General features: G+C 61.4%; 22 protein-coding genes and 2 pseudogenes. 16 read left to right on the top strand and 8 right to left on the bottom strand.

Features of this window, described 5'->3' with window-relative positions; all coding sequences use genetic code 11:
* Positions 1 to 19: 19 nt before the first annotated feature.
* On the top strand, positions 20 to 223 hold the full coding sequence (locus F0311_RS02740; protein WP_150460434.1) for a hypothetical protein: 204 nt from the start codon (positions 20 to 22) through the stop codon (positions 221 to 223).
* Positions 224 to 314: 91 nt separating this feature from the next.
* Here F0311_RS02740 and F0311_RS02735 read toward each other — a convergent pair whose 3' ends face one another.
* Positions 315 to 776, bottom strand: coding sequence for a VOC family protein (locus F0311_RS02735; RefSeq protein ID WP_150460433.1), 462 nt, complete (start codon positions 774 to 776; stop codon positions 315 to 317).
* 42 nt (positions 777 to 818) lie between these two features.
* Between F0311_RS02735 and F0311_RS02730 the strand changes: the two genes are divergently transcribed.
* Genes F0311_RS02730 through F0311_RS02720 form a run of 3 tightly spaced genes read left to right on the top strand, consistent with a single transcriptional unit; the run spans position 819 to position 2,496 of the window.
* Entirely contained in the window at positions 819 to 1,166 is a 348-nt protein-coding gene (locus F0311_RS02730; protein WP_150460432.1) for a MerR family transcriptional regulator, read from the top strand.
* Positions 1,167 to 1,195: 29 nt separating this feature from the next.
* Positions 1,196 to 2,092, top strand: coding sequence for a thioredoxin family protein (locus F0311_RS02725; RefSeq protein WP_150460431.1), 897 nt, complete (start codon positions 1,196 to 1,198; stop codon positions 2,090 to 2,092).
* Positions 2,089 to 2,496, top strand: a complete 408-nt coding sequence (locus tag F0311_RS02720; RefSeq protein WP_150460430.1) for a MerR family transcriptional regulator — start codon at positions 2,089 to 2,091, stop codon at positions 2,494 to 2,496. The genes F0311_RS02725 and F0311_RS02720 overlap by 4 nt, the downstream gene beginning before the upstream one ends.
* Before the next feature lie 100 nt (positions 2,497 to 2,596).
* Here the strand turns inward: F0311_RS02720 and F0311_RS02715 are convergent, their stop codons facing one another.
* Complete coding sequence (locus F0311_RS02715; protein ID WP_150460429.1) at positions 2,597 to 3,793, bottom strand: MFS transporter; 1,197 nt, start codon at positions 3,791 to 3,793, stop codon at positions 2,597 to 2,599.
* A 79-nt stretch (positions 3,794 to 3,872) separates the two neighbouring features.
* Between F0311_RS02715 and F0311_RS02710 the strand changes: the two genes are divergently transcribed.
* Positions 3,873 to 4,235: a MerR family transcriptional regulator gene (locus tag F0311_RS02710; RefSeq protein ID WP_150460428.1), complete on the top strand. Its 363-nt coding sequence runs from the start codon at positions 3,873 to 3,875 to the stop codon at positions 4,233 to 4,235.
* 179 nt (positions 4,236 to 4,414) lie between these two features.
* Here F0311_RS02710 and F0311_RS02705 read toward each other — a convergent pair whose 3' ends face one another.
* The gene (locus tag F0311_RS02705; protein WP_191089700.1) at positions 4,415 to 5,191 is read right to left on the bottom strand and encodes an NAD(P)H-dependent oxidoreductase; all 777 of its coding nucleotides are present in this window, start codon (positions 5,189 to 5,191) and stop codon (positions 4,415 to 4,417) included.
* An 83-nt stretch (positions 5,192 to 5,274) separates the two neighbouring features.
* Here F0311_RS02705 and F0311_RS02700 point away from each other — a divergent pair, with 83 nt between their 5' ends.
* Positions 5,275 to 5,835, top strand: a complete 561-nt coding sequence (locus F0311_RS02700) for a hypothetical protein (RefSeq protein ID WP_150460427.1) — start codon at positions 5,275 to 5,277, stop codon at positions 5,833 to 5,835.
* A 16-nt stretch (positions 5,836 to 5,851) separates the two neighbouring features.
* Here F0311_RS02700 and F0311_RS02695 read toward each other — a convergent pair whose 3' ends face one another.
* Genes F0311_RS02695 through F0311_RS18925 form a run of 3 tightly spaced genes read right to left on the bottom strand, consistent with a single transcriptional unit; the run spans position 5,852 to position 8,582 of the window.
* On the bottom strand, positions 5,852 to 7,096 hold the full coding sequence (locus F0311_RS02695) for an AlbA family DNA-binding domain-containing protein (protein WP_150460426.1): 1,245 nt from the start codon (positions 7,094 to 7,096) through the stop codon (positions 5,852 to 5,854).
* A complete protein-coding gene (locus F0311_RS02690; protein WP_150460425.1) occupies positions 7,093 to 8,271 on the bottom strand; it encodes a hypothetical protein in 1,179 nt (392 codons plus the stop codon). The genes F0311_RS02695 and F0311_RS02690 overlap by 4 nt, the downstream gene beginning before the upstream one ends.
* A gap of 2 nt (positions 8,272 to 8,273) precedes the next feature.
* Positions 8,274 to 8,582: an HNH endonuclease signature motif containing protein gene (locus tag F0311_RS18925; protein ID WP_150460424.1), complete on the bottom strand. Its 309-nt coding sequence runs from the start codon at positions 8,580 to 8,582 to the stop codon at positions 8,274 to 8,276.
* A 135-nt stretch (positions 8,583 to 8,717) separates the two neighbouring features.
* Here F0311_RS18925 and F0311_RS02680 point away from each other — a divergent pair, with 135 nt between their 5' ends.
* Complete coding sequence (locus F0311_RS02680) at positions 8,718 to 9,026, top strand: hypothetical protein (RefSeq protein WP_150460423.1); 309 nt, start codon at positions 8,718 to 8,720, stop codon at positions 9,024 to 9,026.
* Here F0311_RS02680 and F0311_RS02675 read toward each other — a convergent pair.
* A complete protein-coding gene (locus F0311_RS02675; RefSeq protein WP_150460422.1) occupies positions 9,023 to 9,445 on the bottom strand; it encodes a hypothetical protein in 423 nt (140 codons plus the stop codon). The genes F0311_RS02680 and F0311_RS02675 overlap by 4 nt on opposite strands.
* A 166-nt stretch (positions 9,446 to 9,611) precedes the next feature.
* Here F0311_RS02675 and F0311_RS02670 point away from each other — a divergent pair, with 166 nt between their 5' ends.
* The 8 genes from F0311_RS02670 (at position 9,612) to F0311_RS02635 (ending at position 17,425) form a co-directional block, all read left to right on the top strand.
* On the top strand, positions 9,612 to 11,009 hold the full coding sequence (locus tag F0311_RS02670) for a hypothetical protein (protein ID WP_150460421.1): 1,398 nt from the start codon (positions 9,612 to 9,614) through the stop codon (positions 11,007 to 11,009).
* Positions 11,006 to 12,853, top strand: coding sequence for a hypothetical protein (locus F0311_RS02665; protein ID WP_150460420.1), 1,848 nt, complete (start codon positions 11,006 to 11,008; stop codon positions 12,851 to 12,853). Before F0311_RS02670 ends, F0311_RS02665 begins: the two co-directional genes overlap by 4 nt.
* A gap of 270 nt (positions 12,854 to 13,123) precedes the next feature.
* On the top strand, positions 13,124 to 13,645 hold the full coding sequence (locus tag F0311_RS02660) for an antirestriction protein ArdA (protein WP_150460419.1): 522 nt from the start codon (positions 13,124 to 13,126) through the stop codon (positions 13,643 to 13,645).
* 183 nt (positions 13,646 to 13,828) lie between these two features.
* Positions 13,829 to 14,161, top strand: a complete 333-nt coding sequence (locus F0311_RS02655; protein WP_150460418.1) for an antirestriction protein ArdA — start codon at positions 13,829 to 13,831, stop codon at positions 14,159 to 14,161.
* Positions 14,162 to 14,198: 37 nt separating this feature from the next.
* On the top strand, positions 14,199 to 14,837 hold the full coding sequence (locus tag F0311_RS02650; protein ID WP_188686837.1) for a helix-turn-helix domain-containing protein: 639 nt from the start codon (positions 14,199 to 14,201) through the stop codon (positions 14,835 to 14,837).
* Positions 14,834 to 15,619 carry a hypothetical protein gene (locus F0311_RS02645; protein WP_150460416.1) on the top strand — a complete coding sequence of 262 codons (786 nt, stop codon included), beginning with the start codon at positions 14,834 to 14,836 and terminating at the stop codon, positions 15,617 to 15,619. The genes F0311_RS02650 and F0311_RS02645 overlap by 4 nt, the downstream gene beginning before the upstream one ends.
* Positions 15,620 to 15,938: 319 nt before the next feature.
* On the top strand, positions 15,939 to 16,535 hold the full coding sequence (locus tag F0311_RS02640; RefSeq protein ID WP_150460415.1) for a hypothetical protein: 597 nt from the start codon (positions 15,939 to 15,941) through the stop codon (positions 16,533 to 16,535).
* Positions 16,536 to 16,555: 20 nt separating this feature from the next.
* Entirely contained in the window at positions 16,556 to 17,425 is an 870-nt protein-coding gene (locus tag F0311_RS02635) for a hypothetical protein (protein ID WP_150460414.1), read from the top strand.
* Here the strand turns inward: F0311_RS02635 and F0311_RS18335 are convergent.
* Positions 17,388 to 17,762 (bottom strand): annotated as a pseudogene (locus F0311_RS18335) (transposase); the annotation flags it as partial. The gene F0311_RS02635 and the pseudogene F0311_RS18335 sit on opposite strands and share 38 nt — an antisense overlap.
* A gap of 47 nt (positions 17,763 to 17,809) precedes the next feature.
* Here F0311_RS18335 and F0311_RS02625 point away from each other — a divergent pair.
* Positions 17,810 to 18,335: pseudogene (locus F0311_RS02625) on the top strand (IS5 family transposase); the annotation flags it as partial.
* Positions 18,336 to 18,460: the final 125 nt, after the last annotated feature.

Raw genomic sequence — 18,460 nt, 5'->3', positions numbered from 1 at the left:
GGACAGTCAGATCCGCGCCATGGCAAATCAGCACAAGGACGCCGTCGCCGGATACCTTCGCACGTTGCTGGTCGATGCCGGATACCCCGACGATCCCGACCTGGCCCGGCGGCTCCTGCTCCTGATGGACGGGGCCGCAGTCACCGAACTCTATGAACGAACCGACCGCCCCGCCCGGCAAGCCAAGAAGATGGCCGAGGCGCTCCTGCAGAACGCCTCATGATTGACGCACGGCGCTAGAGCGCCGTCGGGACAAGCCGGCCGAGGCGTTTTGCGGCACGAGCATCGTCACCTAAGTGTGGGGAATGTTCCGTTCAGAGTTGCTTGAAACCGGGTTTCGTGTGCCGTTGATCGGGAGTTTCGAGTTCCTGGAACAGGGTGATTTCGAGGTCTGCTGGGGCGTTGAGGCGGGAGTTCAAGGACCGCCAAGGGGTTTCCCGCGGTGCTGCGATGAGCTCGGCCCCGGCATCAGTGAGATCATCGGTCCTCGCTGGGCCGTCGTCGACCTCGAAAGCGGGGCGGATACGGGCGCTGGGTCGCCCATCGGCCTCAACGGCATCGATCATCTTCACCTGCGCGGGGTTGGAGAGTTCCAGGGTGGCTCTGCCTGCTTCGAGGATTGCGACGCGGGCCTCGCCGTCACCTTCGAAGGCGGCGCTCTCAGGGAGGCCGAGCACGTCGCGGTAGAAGGTGAGGGCGGCGTCGAAGTCCTCAGCCTCGACGATGAGGCGAAGTTGTTTCACCGGGGGCTGCTGTTCAGATGTGGAATGTGTCATGCTGATGAGGATAAAACCTGACATCAATGTGAGGGGCAAGTCATGCGTATCGGTGAGCTCGCTCAGCGCACCGGGGCAAGCATCCGGTCGCTGCGCTACTACGAGGAGTGCGGGCTCATCTTGCCAACGCGCAGTGCCAGCGGGCAACGGTATTACGAGGAGTCAGACGTTGACCGGATCACGGTGATCCGGCAGTTGCTTGCTGCCGGCCTGGGAACTGCGGCAATCGATGATGTGCTGCCGTGCATGACTGAACCTTCGACCCAGACATCGCTTCTGACTGCTCGTCTGGTGCAGGAGCGGGACCGGCTCAACGAAGAGATCGACCAGCGCGTAGCAACGCGCGAAGCTCTCACAAGGATCATTGAGGTTTCGCCTGAACTGAGCTGAGTCCGGTGAGTGCCAGGCCTTCGGCCCGGATGCCTCGTCATTCGTCGGCAAACCGAGATGCGATCGAGGGCGGCCTGTTCTTCTCGAGCTGCCCAGCCGATAAGAGCGCGACGCTTCGTCGCCTCCGCCCCGGCTCGCTGATTCTGCAATGGGGACTTGCAATCAGTACCCAGGTACCGATTTACGCTGGTGGTGCGGTCGAACAAGACGACCGGCAGAGAAGAAAGGCGAGACCCATGACCATCGACGTGACACACCAAGACCTCGCAAGCGCACTGAAGGAATCACAAGTTCCTGTCGTCGTCGAGTTCTTCGCCCCATGGTGCGGAAACTGCCGCCGCATAGCGCCGGTCCTCGATGCGCTGGAAAAAGAGTTTGCAGACCAGGTGCAGCTGGTGAAGGTGAACGCCGAGGAAAACCCAGAACTGGTGGCGAAGTACGGCGTCACCTCAACGCCAACGGTGATCGCCCTGGGGCGGGAGAGGCCTCTGGCGAAGGTTATCGGAGCACAGCCCAAGGCGGTACTTCAGGACATCTTCACCGCGGCCGCTCACGGGACATCGCCTGCTGCGGCTACGACCTGGGTGCCAGAAGATGCGTGCAGACTACCCAGCGTCGACCGGCCCGGTCGCCTGAACGAATTCGAAAACCTGTTCGCCGCGGCACTCCACTCGACCGAACGCCGCGAACCTACCTGGCTGCGCCTTCGCCTGGACGCTGCTCCCCAGATCGAGGACCAGGTGCGAGACCTGACCGCGCGAGAGGCGGAGTGCTGTGACTTCTTCGACTTCTCCATCCGGCCGACGCGTGGGGCGTTCATCTTGGACGTACGGGTTCCACCATCGCGTGCAGAGGTGCTCACGGGGATCGAGGAACAGGCCATTTCCGCGAAAACCAAAGCGGCCCTCGTGGGGGCGGACCAATGAGACCCGGCCAACTCGCCCGAGAAGCGGGCCTCAATCGCCAGACGCTGCGCTACTATGAGCGCCGCGGCCTGTTACCGGAACCGGACAGGTCGCTCGGTGGTCACCGCGACTACGGCCACGATGCCCTCGTCCTGTTGCGAATGATCAAAGCCACGCAGCGGCTGGGATTCACCTTGGATGAGATCCAGGACCTGCTCGCCATCGGTTCACATCGCGGCCCCCGTCCGGGACTCCGAGCACATGCCAAGAAGAAGATCACGGACATCGACGCCAAGATCGCGGATCTCCAGTCCATGCGCGCTGATCTGGTCTCCGTTGTGGAGGCCGGGTGTTCGGACCTGCAGGAGTGCATCTGTGTGTCGGAGTCCCCGATGCCGTTCACCGGCCTGGGAGCATCTGATTGACGTGGGGATCGTGTGGTGAGTCGACCGCTTCCGGCTTCTCAGAGTCATCTCCGACGTCGAGCCTGGTAGGGAACAGCATCTTCATCTCGGACCATCAGGTTCATGTGCCTGCGTCAGCGGGATGCGTGGGCGGTTTGAGCGCGAGGCCCAGGGTTCCTATGGCGGTTGAGATCAGTGCAGTGAGCACCAGAGTGGCTTGTCCTAGTTCTAGGATGATCCCGCCGAGAGTCGCGCCGCTGGCGATGCCGAGGTTGAGCACCGAGACAACAATGCTGCCGGCCAGTGGGCGGAACGATGGGCTGGAGAGGCGGAGCACCCGCGCTTGCAGGATCGGCGGAAATGCGCCGATCGCAAAGCCCCACACGATTGTGCCGGTCACGAAGAGGACCGGATAACCATCGCCGAGGCGTAGCAGTATCAGACCTGTGGCGATCATGGCGGCCGCGGCGATGACTGCAGCGCGTGGGTACTGGTCGGAGGCGACCCCAGAGACCGCGACGCCGAGGCCGCCGGTGGCTCCCAGGACCAGCAGTACAGCAGGAATGGCACTGCTGCCGAGCCCGCCGAGGCCGGTGATCAGCGTGGTGATATAGGTGAAGGCAGCGAAGTGGCCCATCAGAACCAGACCGCCAGCAAAAGCAACGAGCACGACGCCGCGCGCACTGCGATCCCAGACCCCGGTGGTCTCCTGCGCCCCGGGGGTCTGGGTGTGCCGGGGCAGGATGAACCAGAGTGCGCAAGCAGTCAGAGCCAGGAACACTGAGAGTCCCGAGAACACCCCGCGCCAGCCGGAGTGCTCGGCGATGAACGCCGCAGTGGGCAGCCCGGCAAGACCAGCGAGTGCGGGTCCGGCCAGCACGATCGACAGTGCTCGTCCCACGCGTGCCGGGTCGACAATGGTGGCGACGTAGGAGACGACCACCGCCCAGAACAGTCCGTGTGCCGTCGCAGCCAGAACGCGGCCGATCAGCGCGAAGGTGTAGTCCGGGGCGAGAGCGGTGAGCAGATTGGCTGGGGCAGTCGCGGCGAGGCTGATGGTCAGCAGCACGGTGCGCGGTACCTTCAGAGTCAAGCGGACCAAGAGGATGCTGGCCACGACGATGGTGACTGCCCACGCGCTGACCAGCACCCCGATGGCGCTCTCCGACACCCGCAGGTCCCGGCTCATCGACGGCAGAAGCCCGGAGGGGAGCATCTCTAAGGTGACAGTCCAGAACGTTGCCGCGGTGAGCACCGCGAGCACAGGCCATATCCGTCTGGAGCGCTGGAGTGAGGGGGTGGCGTGTTCTTCGGTCATGCCGCTACGCTAAACATTGACATCACTGTCAAGGCCAAGTTGTGGACACGTCTAGAACACAGGAGAGCAAAGACAACGAATGCGGATCGGAGAAGTGACCCGTCGGACGGGAGTGACGGCCCGGATGCTGCGCTACTACGAGGAGCAGGATCTCCTCAGGCCTGGACGCCATCCCAACGGCTATCGCGACTACACCGAGTCCGAGGTGGAGCGCGTCGCGACCGTCCGGGATCTGAGCAGCTCTGGGGTGCCGACCCGTTTCATCAAGATCATCCTCGACCGGCAGGCCGGTACGACGGCGTGGACCAGCAGTTGCGATGAGATCCTCGCTGGTATGGTCCGCGACCAGATTGCTGACCTGGACTCGAAGATCAGCTGTCTGACCACCAGCCGAGAAGCCCTGACACAGTTTCTGTACGATGCCCGGCAGCCAATCGCATAACCGCAGTCTGCAGCCGCATCAGCGAACTACGAGCCTTGCCAGCAAACGCCGGAACGTGGCCGAGGCCCTTCAGCGGAGACTGCGCCAGCCCTCAGCTGACACCAACAATCAGCGCAATCGCCTGTTTGCGGTGCTTCCTTTGGGCTGGGTGGTGGTTCACACCAGAAACGGTGAACGCCTCAAGGGGTACTCTCGTGATGAATCGACAGGCCGGTTTCTTCTGGAAGGATCTCTGGGACCAGTTCCCATTGGTCGGTGTATTGGCCGGTGAACTGGGGCCGGTAAGGAATCGGCGCCTCGGTGAAGAGGCTCTCCAGCCGGCCGGTGAGCCCGGCGAGGACGTCGTCGTAATCCTCGGTGAAATCCGCACTGGGCAGCGCCCAGGGGTCAAGGACGCTCATTCCTGTGTAGGCGAAAGTCCCATGCAGCAGACCGAAGAGCAGCTCGTTGAGCTCTCCGCTCTTACCCCTGGGCCCGATGGATGCGGGACGGTCCCCAAGAGTCACCGCTGCCAGCGCTCTTTTCCCGGTAAAGGGGCCCTGCTCGTATCGGAGCCTTTGCCCGGTTGAGGCGTCCTTGCCGAAGGCGAAACCACTGATGAACACCCGGTCGAACCAGCCCTTGAGAATGGCTGGCATGCCATACCACCACAGGGGGAACTGGACGACGACGGCATCGGCTCGAAGGAGCTTCTCCTGCTCGGAGGCCACATCGTTAGGCAAGCGTTCCTGCAGATAGGCATCTCGGACATCGGCGGTGACGTGAAACCGTCCGTCTTCCAGGGTCCCAGCATCTGCCTGGCGCACTACCGGGTTCCAGTCCATGGCATAGAGGTCAGAGTCCAGAACTGTATGTCCGGCCGATTCCAGGTGCCCGATACCGTCGCGGCGCAGGCTGCCGTTGAGGGACCGATGTTCAGGGTGAGCACTGAGCCATAGAATCGTTCGTTGTGTCATACCGCCATCTTCGTTGAATGAGGGACCATGATGCACATACAGACATTTTTGTCATCAGAGGGTCATCGAGTACAAGTCAGGTCATGGTGAGTGAGCTGCCCGGCGTGATGCTGCCAAAAGCTGTGCAGCTCTGCGGCGACGTGCTCCCGACCTTTCTCGCAGAGATTTCAACCAACTGGAACGCTGACCCGGGAGGCACCGGAGTGATCGGCATTGGCCAACTGTTGTGCAATGAGTGCCACGCGTTTCCCCAGGTGTTCCGCCGTGCGAAGGTCGGATTCCTGCATCGCGTCGGCCCTCCAGGTGCTCAAAGCCTGGGGAAGAACGTGGTCACAGATGCTGAAACTCTCGCAGCGCGATTGGCTGGAAGGCGTCTCACTCGGATCGATTATAAGCTGGTTGAGGTGTCGAGGTGGAAGCTCGAAAGGCCTGATCCAACGGAGATGATCAAGCTGTTTTTCTACGGCGACAGGATCTACTGGGGTGATCGGCGTGAGGAGTACGAGAAGCTGAAAGCTGAACCCGACAAGCTCAACGAGTACGAGTTCCAGTACCTCGTGGCGTCTGGTGAGATGGCGCTGTTCTATATGGGATATGCCTGGCTGATCGAGCAGATGGTTCTTGCAGCGAGAGTCAGGGCGTAACCGGAGCCTGAGGTCGCTACTGCTGTGGAGCAGGTTCGTGCATCAGTCGAAGCCTCGAAAGCCCACCCTGATTGATGCATAGTTGGACCAATTCATAAACCTGCGCATGGAAGTCCTGGACCGTTGTCTTGGGGCTGGCAGTAATCTCCACCGGAGTGTACCGATGGACCGGAGTGCCAAGGTCGCCTGTTAGGAAGTTCGTGTTGTCGGAGGTCCAGAACTCCAACAGCTCGGAACCGCCCCACTCGATCCCCACACAGACGTCGTATTCATCGAGTCCATAGTGTTCGGCGACGGACCAGACCAGTGCCATGTGATCTGCGACTCCAAGTTCAATCAGCGAGCCTGTGATTTGGTGCGGTTCCATCAGGTCGTCCATGCTGCGTCCGGGAGCACCACCTAGGCTCGTTGTTAGAAGGACGGATCCATCATGGAGTAGTCCCACTTGGGTGTCCTGCCAACTGCGGCGGGAACCATCAGACGAGACGGTCCATCGACGTAACCCGGGACGCGGCGAGGGCCAGCTAGTCTCCATCATGGGATGTGGAGCCTGACCAGATATCCAATTCTGAACTACGCTGAAGGCCCGTTGGATGAGCTGACTGGCGTCGCTCCGATCCATTGACTTGCCCACGAACGGCATCCGAGGGCGGGCCGCCGCGATGAGCCAGGCGCGGTCTTCTCCCCGACCTACAGCAGCTTCGTCGTAGAGAGCGGCTAGGGCTTGAGCCGAATGACGACGTTCCTCGAACCGGGCACGGTAGGCGTGTTCGATCTGGCGTTCCTTCATCCACTCCGTGTCGGCATCGTTGCGCAGGGGTGCGCCAAAGTATTGATTCTTCAAGATCAGGTGAGGGCCTTCTGCGCTGGGCGGTACCTCTATGACCACGGCACGAGGTTCGCTCTCGTCTAACCGATGGATTTTCAGATTCATCACCGGGGGTACGATGGCGGAGTATGCCGCAGCCCTGAGCGTCCGCTCCTGGCCCTCGGTAAATACATCGACGTTGACTCGCTCAGCAGCACACTTCTGCCTCTCGGCTGCTCCGTAGACGATGATCCCGCCGCCGGAGTTGGCCATCGCCGCGATGTCTTTGGGGAGGTCAGTATCGGCGAGGCCTTTGGTCTGCGGTAGTTCGCGCTTCCAGTCCAGGTCATCGGTCTCGGCGACGCCGGCTTCGACCGCAGCGTCGAGCAGCTTGCTGGTGATAGGAGAGGGCGGGAGCCCCAACGCTCGGTGCAAGGCGGTGAACGTTGTCATGAGTGCCTCACCGCTTGAGCTGTCGAACCTTCAGCCTGGATCTCCGAGCTGATGCCAAGCCTGTGGACCAGTTGGATTGCGGCCAACGTAGTCCAGAAGATCCAGTCCAGGTATTCGTCGCCGTAGTCGTTCCGGTCAGTCTTCTTGCCGTGACGGATGGTGAACTTGTTGAAGATCTGGAACAGGTCACCCTCGTCTCCGCGGGTGAATTGAATCTGCTTGAACTCATCCCGGTAGTGCTCAAGAACATCGGCAAGAGAGGCAATGGCCTTGCGGCGGTCATGGATAGTCGAATCCCAGCGGCGATAGAGCCTGATGGCAGATTCGATCTTGCCCTTCTCGTCGATGTCGTTCTTTGGCACAGCGGCGATAACGTCACGGGAAAGGTTGTCCAAGGAGAGCGATGCGTGCCTGATGAGGAGCCCTTCTTCCTCGCCCTGGTTTCCCAACCTGAGGTCAACCTCGTGCTTCTGGAGCAACTCATTGACGTGCCAGCGGTAGACCACTCCACCGGATCGCTTGGAGTAGTCATAGTGGTGCGTGCCGCAGTTGCCGAAGTTGTGGTAGTGATTTCGGCGCGGGCGTTGGGCCTCGTCGTGGAAGTACTCAATCACAGAGTAGAGCACTGGCTTGGAGAGGTTGTTGTCCCGCACATCGTCGGGCCATGTAACTGGAACCTTGATGCTCTTGCTGATCTTGTCGCTGGGGTCCGGCTCCCAATCGGTATCGTCGTCAACGCAGATTTTCGGCAGAATCATTGGGAAGTAGCCGGCTGCCGCAAGCTCTGAGATCAGATGGTAGAAGCTCGTTGCCAGGGTGGCGGTGAGGTCAGCTCGATTAGTACTTTCGGCGTTGTCGAATCGCTCGGCATAGTAGACGCGGCGACTATACCCTTTGAGCAGATCGGGCTGAGTGATCAGTTGTTCCAGAAACATCTTAGGCACATCATCTGAGCTGGTTCGTGATGCTCCCCAGGCAGAAGCTGTGGATGCGTTCTTTAGGATGTGCTCAATATCGGCGTCGATGAACGCTTCACCACAGAGGGCCGCCACTCGTTCAGAGAACTCAGCAACGTCTGAGCGGCGGAGTAGCTGTTTCACCTCGTACAGGAACAGCTCGCGGGGCCAGCGCAATGTGAAGTCTGCCTCGTCGAAGTCAGCCCCGCTGATAATCACAGTTACTTGGCACTTTCTCGGCGGTTGCAGTCTCGGCAGAACATCTGGCAGTTCTCCAGTATGGTCTTGCCACTGTCACGCCATGGTGTGATGTGGTCAGCCTCCATTTGGTTGAGCTGGAAGTTGCACAAGAAGTAGTGGAAGAAGTTGCTGACCCTGGGGTCATGGCAGTTGCAGTAGAGGACTTTGTCTTGGAAGTGCTGCCGATTGTTCCGCAGTTCCTTGTCTGTATCAGTCAGCTGCGTGTAGAACTCGTTACCCTTGGCCTTCTTTGCCGCCTGGAAGTTGGTGTTGAGCGCCGTGCCAGCCATGCTTCTCCCCCCAGAGTTCCGCGAGTTCCGGGCACCAGCATAGCCGTAGGCTTCGACTTGAGATGGAGAGATGGCGTCAACGTGTCGCCTAGCTTGGCTACACACTCGATCTGAAGTCCCGGACACTGACTGGGCATGGAGAATCAAAACACCCTCAACCCGTCCGAACCTCAGTACCGGGCCATCACGTCGATCCGTGAGGTCTCGGAGAGGTTGATTGAGCTTCTGGACAGACATGACGACGAGTCCCGCAGCCTCGATCTGATGGATTTCTTCTGCGAGGTGGCCGTGGTGCGTGAGGTGTTGGAGGCTGTGCAGGTTGAACTCACCGGGGAGGCTGTGAAGGATCAGCGAATTCTCAAGGTGTTCGCTGAGCGGTCAGGTATCCCGTATGGGACGGTGACTCGCTGGGCGAGGCCGTTCAAAACGGGCCTTAGAAGTTAGCGTATCTGGTCGCGGCGTTGGTGGGGTTGGAGGATGGGTTCATTTGCCCAGCGACGGGCGTTTTTGAACTGCCGGTAGTGGCTGTACTGCTCTTCTTTGCCGGTGTATTCCAGTACCCGGGCGAGGTCGATGCTGAGCACGTAGGAGAGTCCGACCATGTCGGCCAGTTTTATCCATGTCTTGCCGGACAGGAGGCGGTAGAGCCGCTTGTAGTCCATGCCTGCTGATGTCGCGACGTTCTTGTAGTTGCGCCCGTCGAGTTTGATGCGGGTCTTGACTTGGTAGGCGATCGCCGACTGGAGTTCGGCGGCCACGGCGTCGTGGCGGTGGTGGGAGTTCTCCTCGCGCAGCTCTGGCTTGACCGACATGCTCGGTTCGGCGAAGAGTCCAGGCTCATTGAGGTAGTCGCGGGGCTGCATAGGCGCATCTCCAGCATAGGAGTCGTTGTGGGTCCGAACAGGGGCGCCACGCAGGAGGACATTTCCGGCCTCACATTAAGGACATTTTTGTCCTTTCATGACATTCGAAGGTATGTTCGAGTCATGTTCTGCGTGAACGACGTCGCGCCCCGCACACTTCCCAGGCATGGATGCACGAGAACTGAGTTCCGCAGAGACCACCGAAATGCGCTGCGGCCTGCCTGGTCCGTGGCAGGACCTGGTGCCGCTGATGCTGGGTGCCCCTGCCCTGAGGTATGTCCGCTGGTGTCATCGGCCCCTACCTGCCGAGCTGGCCGAAGGGGAGTCGGCCGGGTTCGCCCCGACCAAGGCGCGTCGCACCGACACTGGGGTGCGCCAGCGCGCCGATGCGGCTCGTGGTCTGCGGGTCGATCCGTTCCGGCGCAGACAGTACCGAGCCCATGCAAGTCCGCGGGGGCAGGGTTGGTTCACCACCTACGGGGTGGCCGATCGGGGGACGAATCTCTTGTCTGAACCCCGAGAACTCACCGAGGACGAAATCGCCGATGTCTACGCTTATCGTCCCACCGCTGAGGGGGTGGGGGAGCACTATGCGCCTATCCGGGACTACGTCATCCGAGTCACCCTCGACACCGCCGTCTATAGCAGTGCCCATCCCAAGCCCACCCAGTCTGTAGTTGCCCGGTACGTGGACTGGGCGTACCGCATCATGGGCATCGAACTCGCTGATACCGAGGTGTTCGACAGGGATCTCATCGCTTACTACGCGGTCAACGTACGCAAGGCCGAGGCCCCGAAATCCTATGGCGCCACCCGGGGACGGCTTTTGGCGGTCGCCAACCATCTGCTGCCCACCGATCAGCGGCTGACCAAGCTCCAGTCCGTTCCTCACAGTGCCTATCAGTCGCCCTACAGCGCTGAGGAGATCGAGCCGCTGAAGCTCTGGGCCTCAGCGGCGACGACTTCCTATATGCGTCACTGCTGCTGGGTACTGCTGACCTTCTGCCTCGGTGCCGGGCTGACACCAGCCGACCTCGGTACCCTGCGTGGCCGCAACGTGATCGAGACCAGCCAGGGTGTCATCGTTCATGTCGGAGGCAAGAACCCTCGACAGGTGGCGGTGCTGGCTGAGTGGGAGGACTATGCCATCGTGCTGTCCGAGGCCGTCGAGCCTGAGGCGTTCCTCTTCCGGCCTGAGAGTCACGGTGGAAAGCACGCGATCACCACCGACATCATCAACCGCACCCGCACCCAAGCCAGGCGATTCGGCATCCGGGTCAATACCAAGCGTCTGCGCACCACCTGGTACCTCCGGCTGCTGAACTCTGGAGTGCGGCTGAACACCGTCATCAAAGCCGCCGGGCTGAGGACACCCAGTGCGCTGGATCGGGTCATTCCCTTTCTCGACGAGGAACCCTACAAGGAGGCTGTGGCGGCATTGCGCGCCTACGACGCAACACGGAAGGCCGCATACCGCAAGGCCAACCGCGAGAACTGCAACCGGCTGCGCCGCGAACGCAAGGAACTCAAACGAGCCATGGGGCTCGAAGGGGCACAGACATGACTGTGCAACCTGTTTTCGAGGATGACTATGTACTGCCTAAGGACCGTCAGTGGCGCGGGGTCTTCGATCAGCGCCTCAATGCCACCGAGGCCGATATCGAACGCACCCTGGGTCTGATCAAACGCAGCGACATCACCGCAGAACTCCACCAGTGGATGGAACAAGACCGCATCGTCGCAGCAAAACACGCCGGACCGGGGCCCTCGGTCGACTTCGCCAGTGTGCTGGCCATCTTCCTCACCCTGGCCTGTGCCGGTCAGGCTCAAACCATCCGCAACGCCGCCACTTTGATCAAGCACGGCCTGAGCGAGCAGAGCCGCCGACGGCTTGGTATCGAAATCGACGAGGACACCACTGGCAAGGCAATCTACGACCGCATAGACGGCTCCCTGCACCGCCTGCTGGACACCATCAACCCCGAACCTGGACCACGTGGGAAGAGGTTGCTCAAAGATGAACTCGAAGACCACCGCGCCTCCATCACCAAAGACACCAGGGCCAAGCGCTGGCAGCGTCTTCACCAGGTCTGCAACACACTGCTGGTCCAGTGCTTTCGCGATTTGCCGCGTCATGTGCGCCGCAGGTGGAAGGGCAACGCCGTGGTCGACGGGACCGTGTTGCCCGTGCATTCACGGGCAACACGCAGAAAGAGTAAGTGGGCCTCCACCGAATGGGAGGCCGGCTGGTACAAACGCCAGGGTGATCACTTCCTCGACAGCGATGCCCCCTCCAAGGAGCTGTCGAAGGCTATCTACGGCTATGACGCCGCGATCGTCTCCATGGCGACCAACAACCCCAGCCGTGAAACCACCTTTCCACAGCTTGCCGTGGGCATGAGCATGGACAAACCCGCCAAGGACCCCGGGCCAAACGCCATCATCGCCATCAGCCACATGCACCAGGCCGGGCTTCCTGCCGGGACGCTCATCGGGGACCGTGCCTACGGCAACAGCCCACTGGCGGAGAACTTCCAGATTCCTGCCCGAGAAATGGGCTACCAGCTGCTCTTCGACATGAAACAGCACGATATAGGCAAGGTTCACGACGCTGGTCACTTCATCGTTTTGGAAGGCAACTTCTACAGCCCTGGGTTGCGTGGCAAAGAGGCCCTCATCAATGCCAGCTACCACTACCGGGTGGACAAGAGCATCGACTACGACACCTGGCAGAAACGCCTTCACCAGCGTGCGAAACACATGCTCCAGCCCCATGAGGCCACACCTCGCCCTGGTGGAGGCCAGCAAATGCGCTGCCCCGCCTCCGGCCCCAACCCGACAGTAGACTGTCCGCTGCGGCCCCGCGACCTCGAAGCAGAGACCGGCAAACAGCTGACCCTGCTGCCGATCATGCCCAAAAACGTCCCCGCCGAGCACACCCGCGGCGGGCTCTGCACCAATGCCGGAGGCACCCAAATCATCCGCGGCCCCATCTACGACCGTGAAGCGATGGACCCCCGCATCCAGTACGGCACCGGCGAATGGCATTCCTGGTACTCCCATGCCCGCAACACCATCGAATCCCTCAACGCCTCAGCTAAGAACGGTGCCGGTTCCGCACTGGCAAACCCCGATCGCCGCCGAGTCCGTGGCGTGGCGGCCAACTACCTCTTCGCTGCTCTGGCACTGATCGCTACCAATATGCGCAAGACCGAACGCTACATGGCACAAAACATCCATGTCGACTCCCGCGGCCGCGGCCCCGAGCGGAAAGACAAGCCCCGCCTGCGCGACCTGACCTGGGGAGCGGAACAACCCAAACCCTGGAACCGACCACCGAAGAAGCGACGGCAGCGATCACGCGACCCTGACTGGAGCCCACCCACCAGAGGAGAATCCGCGATGTAGAGCTAAACCCGCTCCGACCCAACCCCGTCATGCCCTGACACGTCATGGCGGGGCTTTTTCATGCCCACAAACGTGCTCGGAACCGATGAACTCACTGCGCAGGCAGCGAAATCGGCGGACTGCGGCGGCGCAGACCGAATCTAGCCCGCGGACACTTAGCTTGCAGACAGCTTCGTAACATTCCGAGGCTAGATCCGAGAACAAGTTCAGACCGCTTCCGAGAACAACCCGCTCTTCGGGACCTCGTACGCCGCCGGACACTTACCGACCATGACCGTACAGCTTTCGGCCGCTCAGCAGGCCCAGATGGACAACCGCGACGACTTCGGCAAGTGGAAGCAGAAGTCTCACACCGATGTCGAAGACACCGCAGGAGTGCTCGGGGTCGGTGTCGACGACGCAGATCGCCCCGAACCACTGGACATGTCACCGAACCGGGACCGCGGAGAGCCGAAGGTCTGGCTCGGTTCCGAAGGGGCATATGCCGCCGGACGCCTGGTCGGCGACTGGTACGCCGCCGAGGACGCCGAGGATGTCACCGTCGCCGACTTGTACCGCGCCAATGGCGAAGAACCCGACCCGGATGCCGGGGATGAGATCGCAGTCATGGATCACGAGGGCTTCGACGTCGGCGATCATGTCACTCTTTCCCCTGCTCATGCAGTCGAACTCGCCCAGGACTTCGAGACCGTCGAGTCCGAGCACGGCGAGGATGGTGTCGAGGCCTACAAAGCGATGATCCGTGACCAGGGGTTTGGTGACCACAAGCCCGGACCCGACGAGTTCTACTAGGCTTACGCGGGAGACTACGGCTCCAAGGAGGAGTGGGCCGAACAGTTCATCGACGACACCTTTCCCAGTGATGTAGATTCCGAAACCCTAGATCGCCTTTCATACCATGTCGACACTGACCGTCTGGAACGCGACCTGGAGATCGAAGACCCCGGAGTCGACTACGACGACCTCGACGAGGTCATGGAACATGTCGAGCGGGAGTCGGTCGAATCCCAGATCATCGAAGACAACGGCGGGGAAGTGCCTGATGATCTCGACGAGGCTGTCCAGTCCAAGGTCGAGGAGTGGATCGCCGATGAGGATCACGGTGCGATCGACCAGCACATCGAGCCCAAGGACTACGCCGATGAGGCAGAGGAGCTGGTGAAGTCCTGGGTGGACAACGGCGACATCGAATCCATCAAGACCAACCTCGACTACGAGTCCTACGCCCGTGATGCCGAGATGGAAGGATCGGCGACCTTCCTTGATAAGCACGACGGACTCGGCGGAGTCCACGTCTTTTACAACTGATGGACACTGAGGTATCGATATCGATACCCTTGTGTCCGTGAGTAGGTTGCTGAGTGTGGCTGATGCCGCAGATGTCCTGGGCGTAAGCCCTCCGCGGGTGCGCGCTCAGCTTCAGCGTGGTCATATGCGAGGGCAGAAGGTGGGCGGCCATTGGCTCATCGAGGCTGACTCCCTGCCCAGATATCCGCGCCGCATTCGTCCGATGAGCCAGCGCTTGGCATGGGCGATCCTTGACCCGGAGCGAATGAAGTTCATCTCGGCGCGAGAGCGTCTGCGCGTCAAGGAGCGTCTAGGCAAGCTCGCAGGCGACGCGGAGCCGGAACTGTTGCTGCGCGACTGGGTCTCCAGTCGGGCAGCGCGGCTAGTCCTGCATTCGCGCTCGGACGACCTCGCCCACGACCAACGACTGCACCACTCCGGAATCCTCGACCCTCGTTCGGGCATGTCGGGCGGATCGGCTGTGGAGGGCTACGTGCGCTCCGGTGAGCTGGAAGGCCTCATAGCAGAGCACCTGCTGGTTGTGCCGCGCTCACGGAGCGGCCAGAACGTCTTCCTGCACGTTGTCGATGAGTTGCCCGGTGAAGTCTCGCCCCTGCTCATCGCCGCCGACCTCGCTGACTACGATTCTGCCCGTGAATTGGGCCAGGCACGCCGGTTGATTCAGGAGAGCGTTTGAGCTTCATCCTCCCGGCCACCACCTCGAAGCAGGAGAAGTCCTGGGGTGTAGTCTTCGATCTTCAGAAGCGGCATCCGGAGGGCTGGACTCTCATCGGCGGGCAGATGGTCCACCTGCACTGCGCTGAGCGGGGTGTATTCCCCACTCGGTCGACAGATGACGCCGATGCAGTCCTCGACGTACGTAGTCGCCCCAACATCCACTTCGAGCTCACGACGGTTCTGAAGGAGTTCGGGATGCGTATCGACCGGACCAGCAGGAACGAGAGACAGCACCGATGGATCAACGACGAGGGGGCGCAGGTCGACGTCCTCATCCCCACCAATCTCGGCGACCATGCCTCCGGGAAGAAGGGTGCAGGGGGATCGCCCACCATCCAGAGTCCGGGCGGACAGCAGGCGATCAATCGCAGTGAGGTGGTCGAGATGACCGTGGGCTCGCGCACTGGGTTCGTCCCGAGGCCGAATATGCTCGGTGCCTTGGTCTCGAAGGCGGCGGCATACACCAGCACCGTCGATGACCGCCGTGAGCGTCATATCGAAGATTTCGCCGCACTGGCTTCGGTGATGCGTCGAAGTGACAGAGTGCACGAGGCTTCCAGCAACGACCGCAGGTACCTCGCCAAGATGCTGGCGGGGATGGCCAAGCGCTCCGCCTTATGGGGCCATGTTGAAGGGGCGGAAGAAGGCGTGGACATGATTCGCTCCATCCTGGAGAACTCGACCCCACCTTCGAGGAAGAAGCCCCTGCGTCCGGGGGAGGCGGGGCACTCGACAGCCTAGCCATGCAAGTCTGCGAGATTGCCCGAAGCCGGGTCGTTCGCTCAGGGGGCATCACTCGGAGACCAGCGGCTGTCAGTGAAGATTGGTGAGCCTGATCCCCTCGATATAGACACATGTGTATCGCAGGCGCAACGGTAGTGTCTACAGGAGCCGTGCCGTCGGGCAGTGCTCCGCTATGACCGCGGCAGTGAGTGCGCCGACCCCGGACACTCACTGGTCATGACGCAGTTCTCCGCACAACAGCAGGCCCAGATGGACAACCGCGACGAGACCGGGCGGTGGAAGACCAGGGCCCACGCAGAGCCCGATGACCCCGCTGGTGTCTTGGGGGGTCCAAGATGCCGGTCGCCAACCAAGTGCTGCAGATGGCCGGCCCGTTCCCGGCTACACTTCCCGCGGAGCGCAGGCCCTCCAACGCATCGGCGCCCACAAGCCGGCCATCGAAGCTGTGGAGGAATCTGCCGGTGAGTCCGTGCCGGTCCAGCAGAAGGGCTACGGCGACATGCGCGCCGGACTGGTATCCACGCTGAAGCAGGACCTCACGATGAGTTACAACGACGGAGCCTTCTCCGCCGACGGGGAAATCCCTGACGAGGAGATCGCTGCCAGCGAGCTCGAGCTCGGCGACGACTCCTCCACACGGCTCGACGAGCTCACCGAGACCTTCATGTCGAACAACTACACCGATTTGAAGGCCTTCGCTGATGCAACTGACCAGGATATGCACGACCTCGGCGCAGACGCCTATCTGTCCGGCTCCGGGGGAGGAGTCGGCTTCCGCGATCGGATCAACCCGATGCACGTCAAGGACCGTGAGGTCGCCCAGAGGCTCGACGACGCAGCTTCGGAGACCTTCCGCTCCACCTTCGAGAATGCCGAGATCGGCGACGACGGCAAGCTTCACATCCCGCGCTGACCGCCGGACACTTTCTAGGCATGGCAGCACAGCTTTCGGTCGCTCAGCAGGCCCAGCTCGACAACCGGGATGAGGCCGGCAAGTGGCAGCAGAGAACCCACGGTGAGGCTGAGGACTCAGTCGACGTCCTCGGCCTCGAAGAGCAACAGCGGAAGAACGAGATCCGTTATTCGTTCACCGCAGAGTTCGAGCAGGCAGAGGAGAAGTTCAACACCGACTTCGAAGGCGTGCCCACACGCTTCTTCAGCGCAGACCTGCGCGGCAAAACCCTGGGGTGGCGCAACGGCTCGGACCTTGACGAACTCGCTGATGCCCTTTCCGAACCCGGAGGGATGGCCGGTCGATACTTCGACAACCGAGGGCTGGCTGGCCGGCTTTGCCACAGCGTTTCGACACTGGATGAGAACCGAGCGATGACCGATGAGCAGGCCGAAGAGCTGATCAACGGTCTGGATCACGTCACTGATCTCGCCCGCATCGATGACGACGAAGCCCTGCTAAGCACTGCCTCGAAGGACGCGACCCGCGGCTGGCTGGCAAAGATGGGGGACACCAATCACCGCGGAGATCGAGTCCAGCGGTGGCTTCTGGTCACCGACGGCAGTCACAACAAGATGAAGACGTTCGAACTCAGGCGCGCCCACGGCGACATCGCCGCCCATCAGCAGGTGACTCAAACCGATCTCCGTTCACTGGCAGGATCTGAGCGCATCGCACGCCGCACCGGAGAGAACATCGTCGATGCCAACGCCATGTACCCGCACTTCGAGACCGGAAGTGGTGACTATCCAGATGACGGATCCGGGCACGAAGACTTTCAGCAGCGGATCTACGATCTGAAAGCCCAGGGAACTAGAGCGTGTCTGATAAATGTTTGGTCCGGGCGATGACTCCGTGCAGTAGGGCTGCTGCGCGGTATGTGGTGGCTAGTTTGTCGTAGCGGGTGGCGATGCCTCGCCATTGCTTCAGGTGGGAGAAGCCTCGTTCGACGATGTTGCGGCGCTTGTACCGCTCGGCGTTGAACGCCGGGGGTCTGCCGCCGCGGCTTCCGCGGTTCTTCCGGTGCCTGGCCTGGTCGCTGGGTTCAGCTATGGTCGCGGTGATGACCCGGTCCCGTAAGTACTTCCGGATTGCTTTGGACGAGTAGGCCTTATCTCCTAGCAGTTCATCGGGCCGGGTCCTGGCCCTGCCGCCTCTGAGGCGGGGGACTTCGATCTGTTCGACTAGGACGTGTCTGAGAATTGTGTGAGGGAGGGTCTGGAAGCCTGGAGGGCATGTCTCGTTTCCAGTTGCTTTCTGATGCTCAGTGGGAGCTGATCGCTGATCAGCTGCCCAAGCCCACCGGCCGTAAGGGACGGCCCTTCGCTGATGCCCGCACAGTGGTGGAGGGGATCATCTACCGGTACCGGTGTGGGATCGCTTGGCGGGACCTGCCAAATACCTTCGGCCCCTGGCAGACGGTGTGGACCTGGCACCGCCGCCTTTCCGCCGATGGCACCTGGGAACAGATCCTGCAGAAACTACAAGCCCAGGCCGATGCTGAAGGACTCATCGACTGGACGGTGTCGGTAGACTCCACCGCTGCCCGTGCGCATCAGCACGCAACGAACATCACCCGCCACACAGGGGGCTTCATCGAATTACACGAATCCTGGCAACGAGCCGCCTGATCATGCCCTTGGCCGCTCCCGCGGCGGGCTGACCTCGAAGGTTCACCAGCTCGTCGACGGCCACGGACTACCCTTAGCGACCATCGTTTCCCCGGGTCAGGCCAACGATGCCCCAGCACTGATTCCCCTAGGGATCCTTCTATGTTTGTCCAGTCATGGTCGTGGCGTTGAGGATCTTGTAGATCTGGCGCGCGAGGTAGCGTTTCAGGCATCGGCGAATCTCTTTGGTGGTGCGGCCTTCAGCGCGTCGCCTCT

The sequence above is a fragment of the Nesterenkonia ebinurensis genome, assembly GCF_008711175.1.
GTDB classification, from domain to species: Bacteria; Actinomycetota; Actinomycetes; order Actinomycetales; family Micrococcaceae; genus Nesterenkonia; species Nesterenkonia ebinurensis.
Note: the sequence above shows the minus strand (reverse complement) of the source record. Positions and strands in the feature narration are given on the sequence as shown.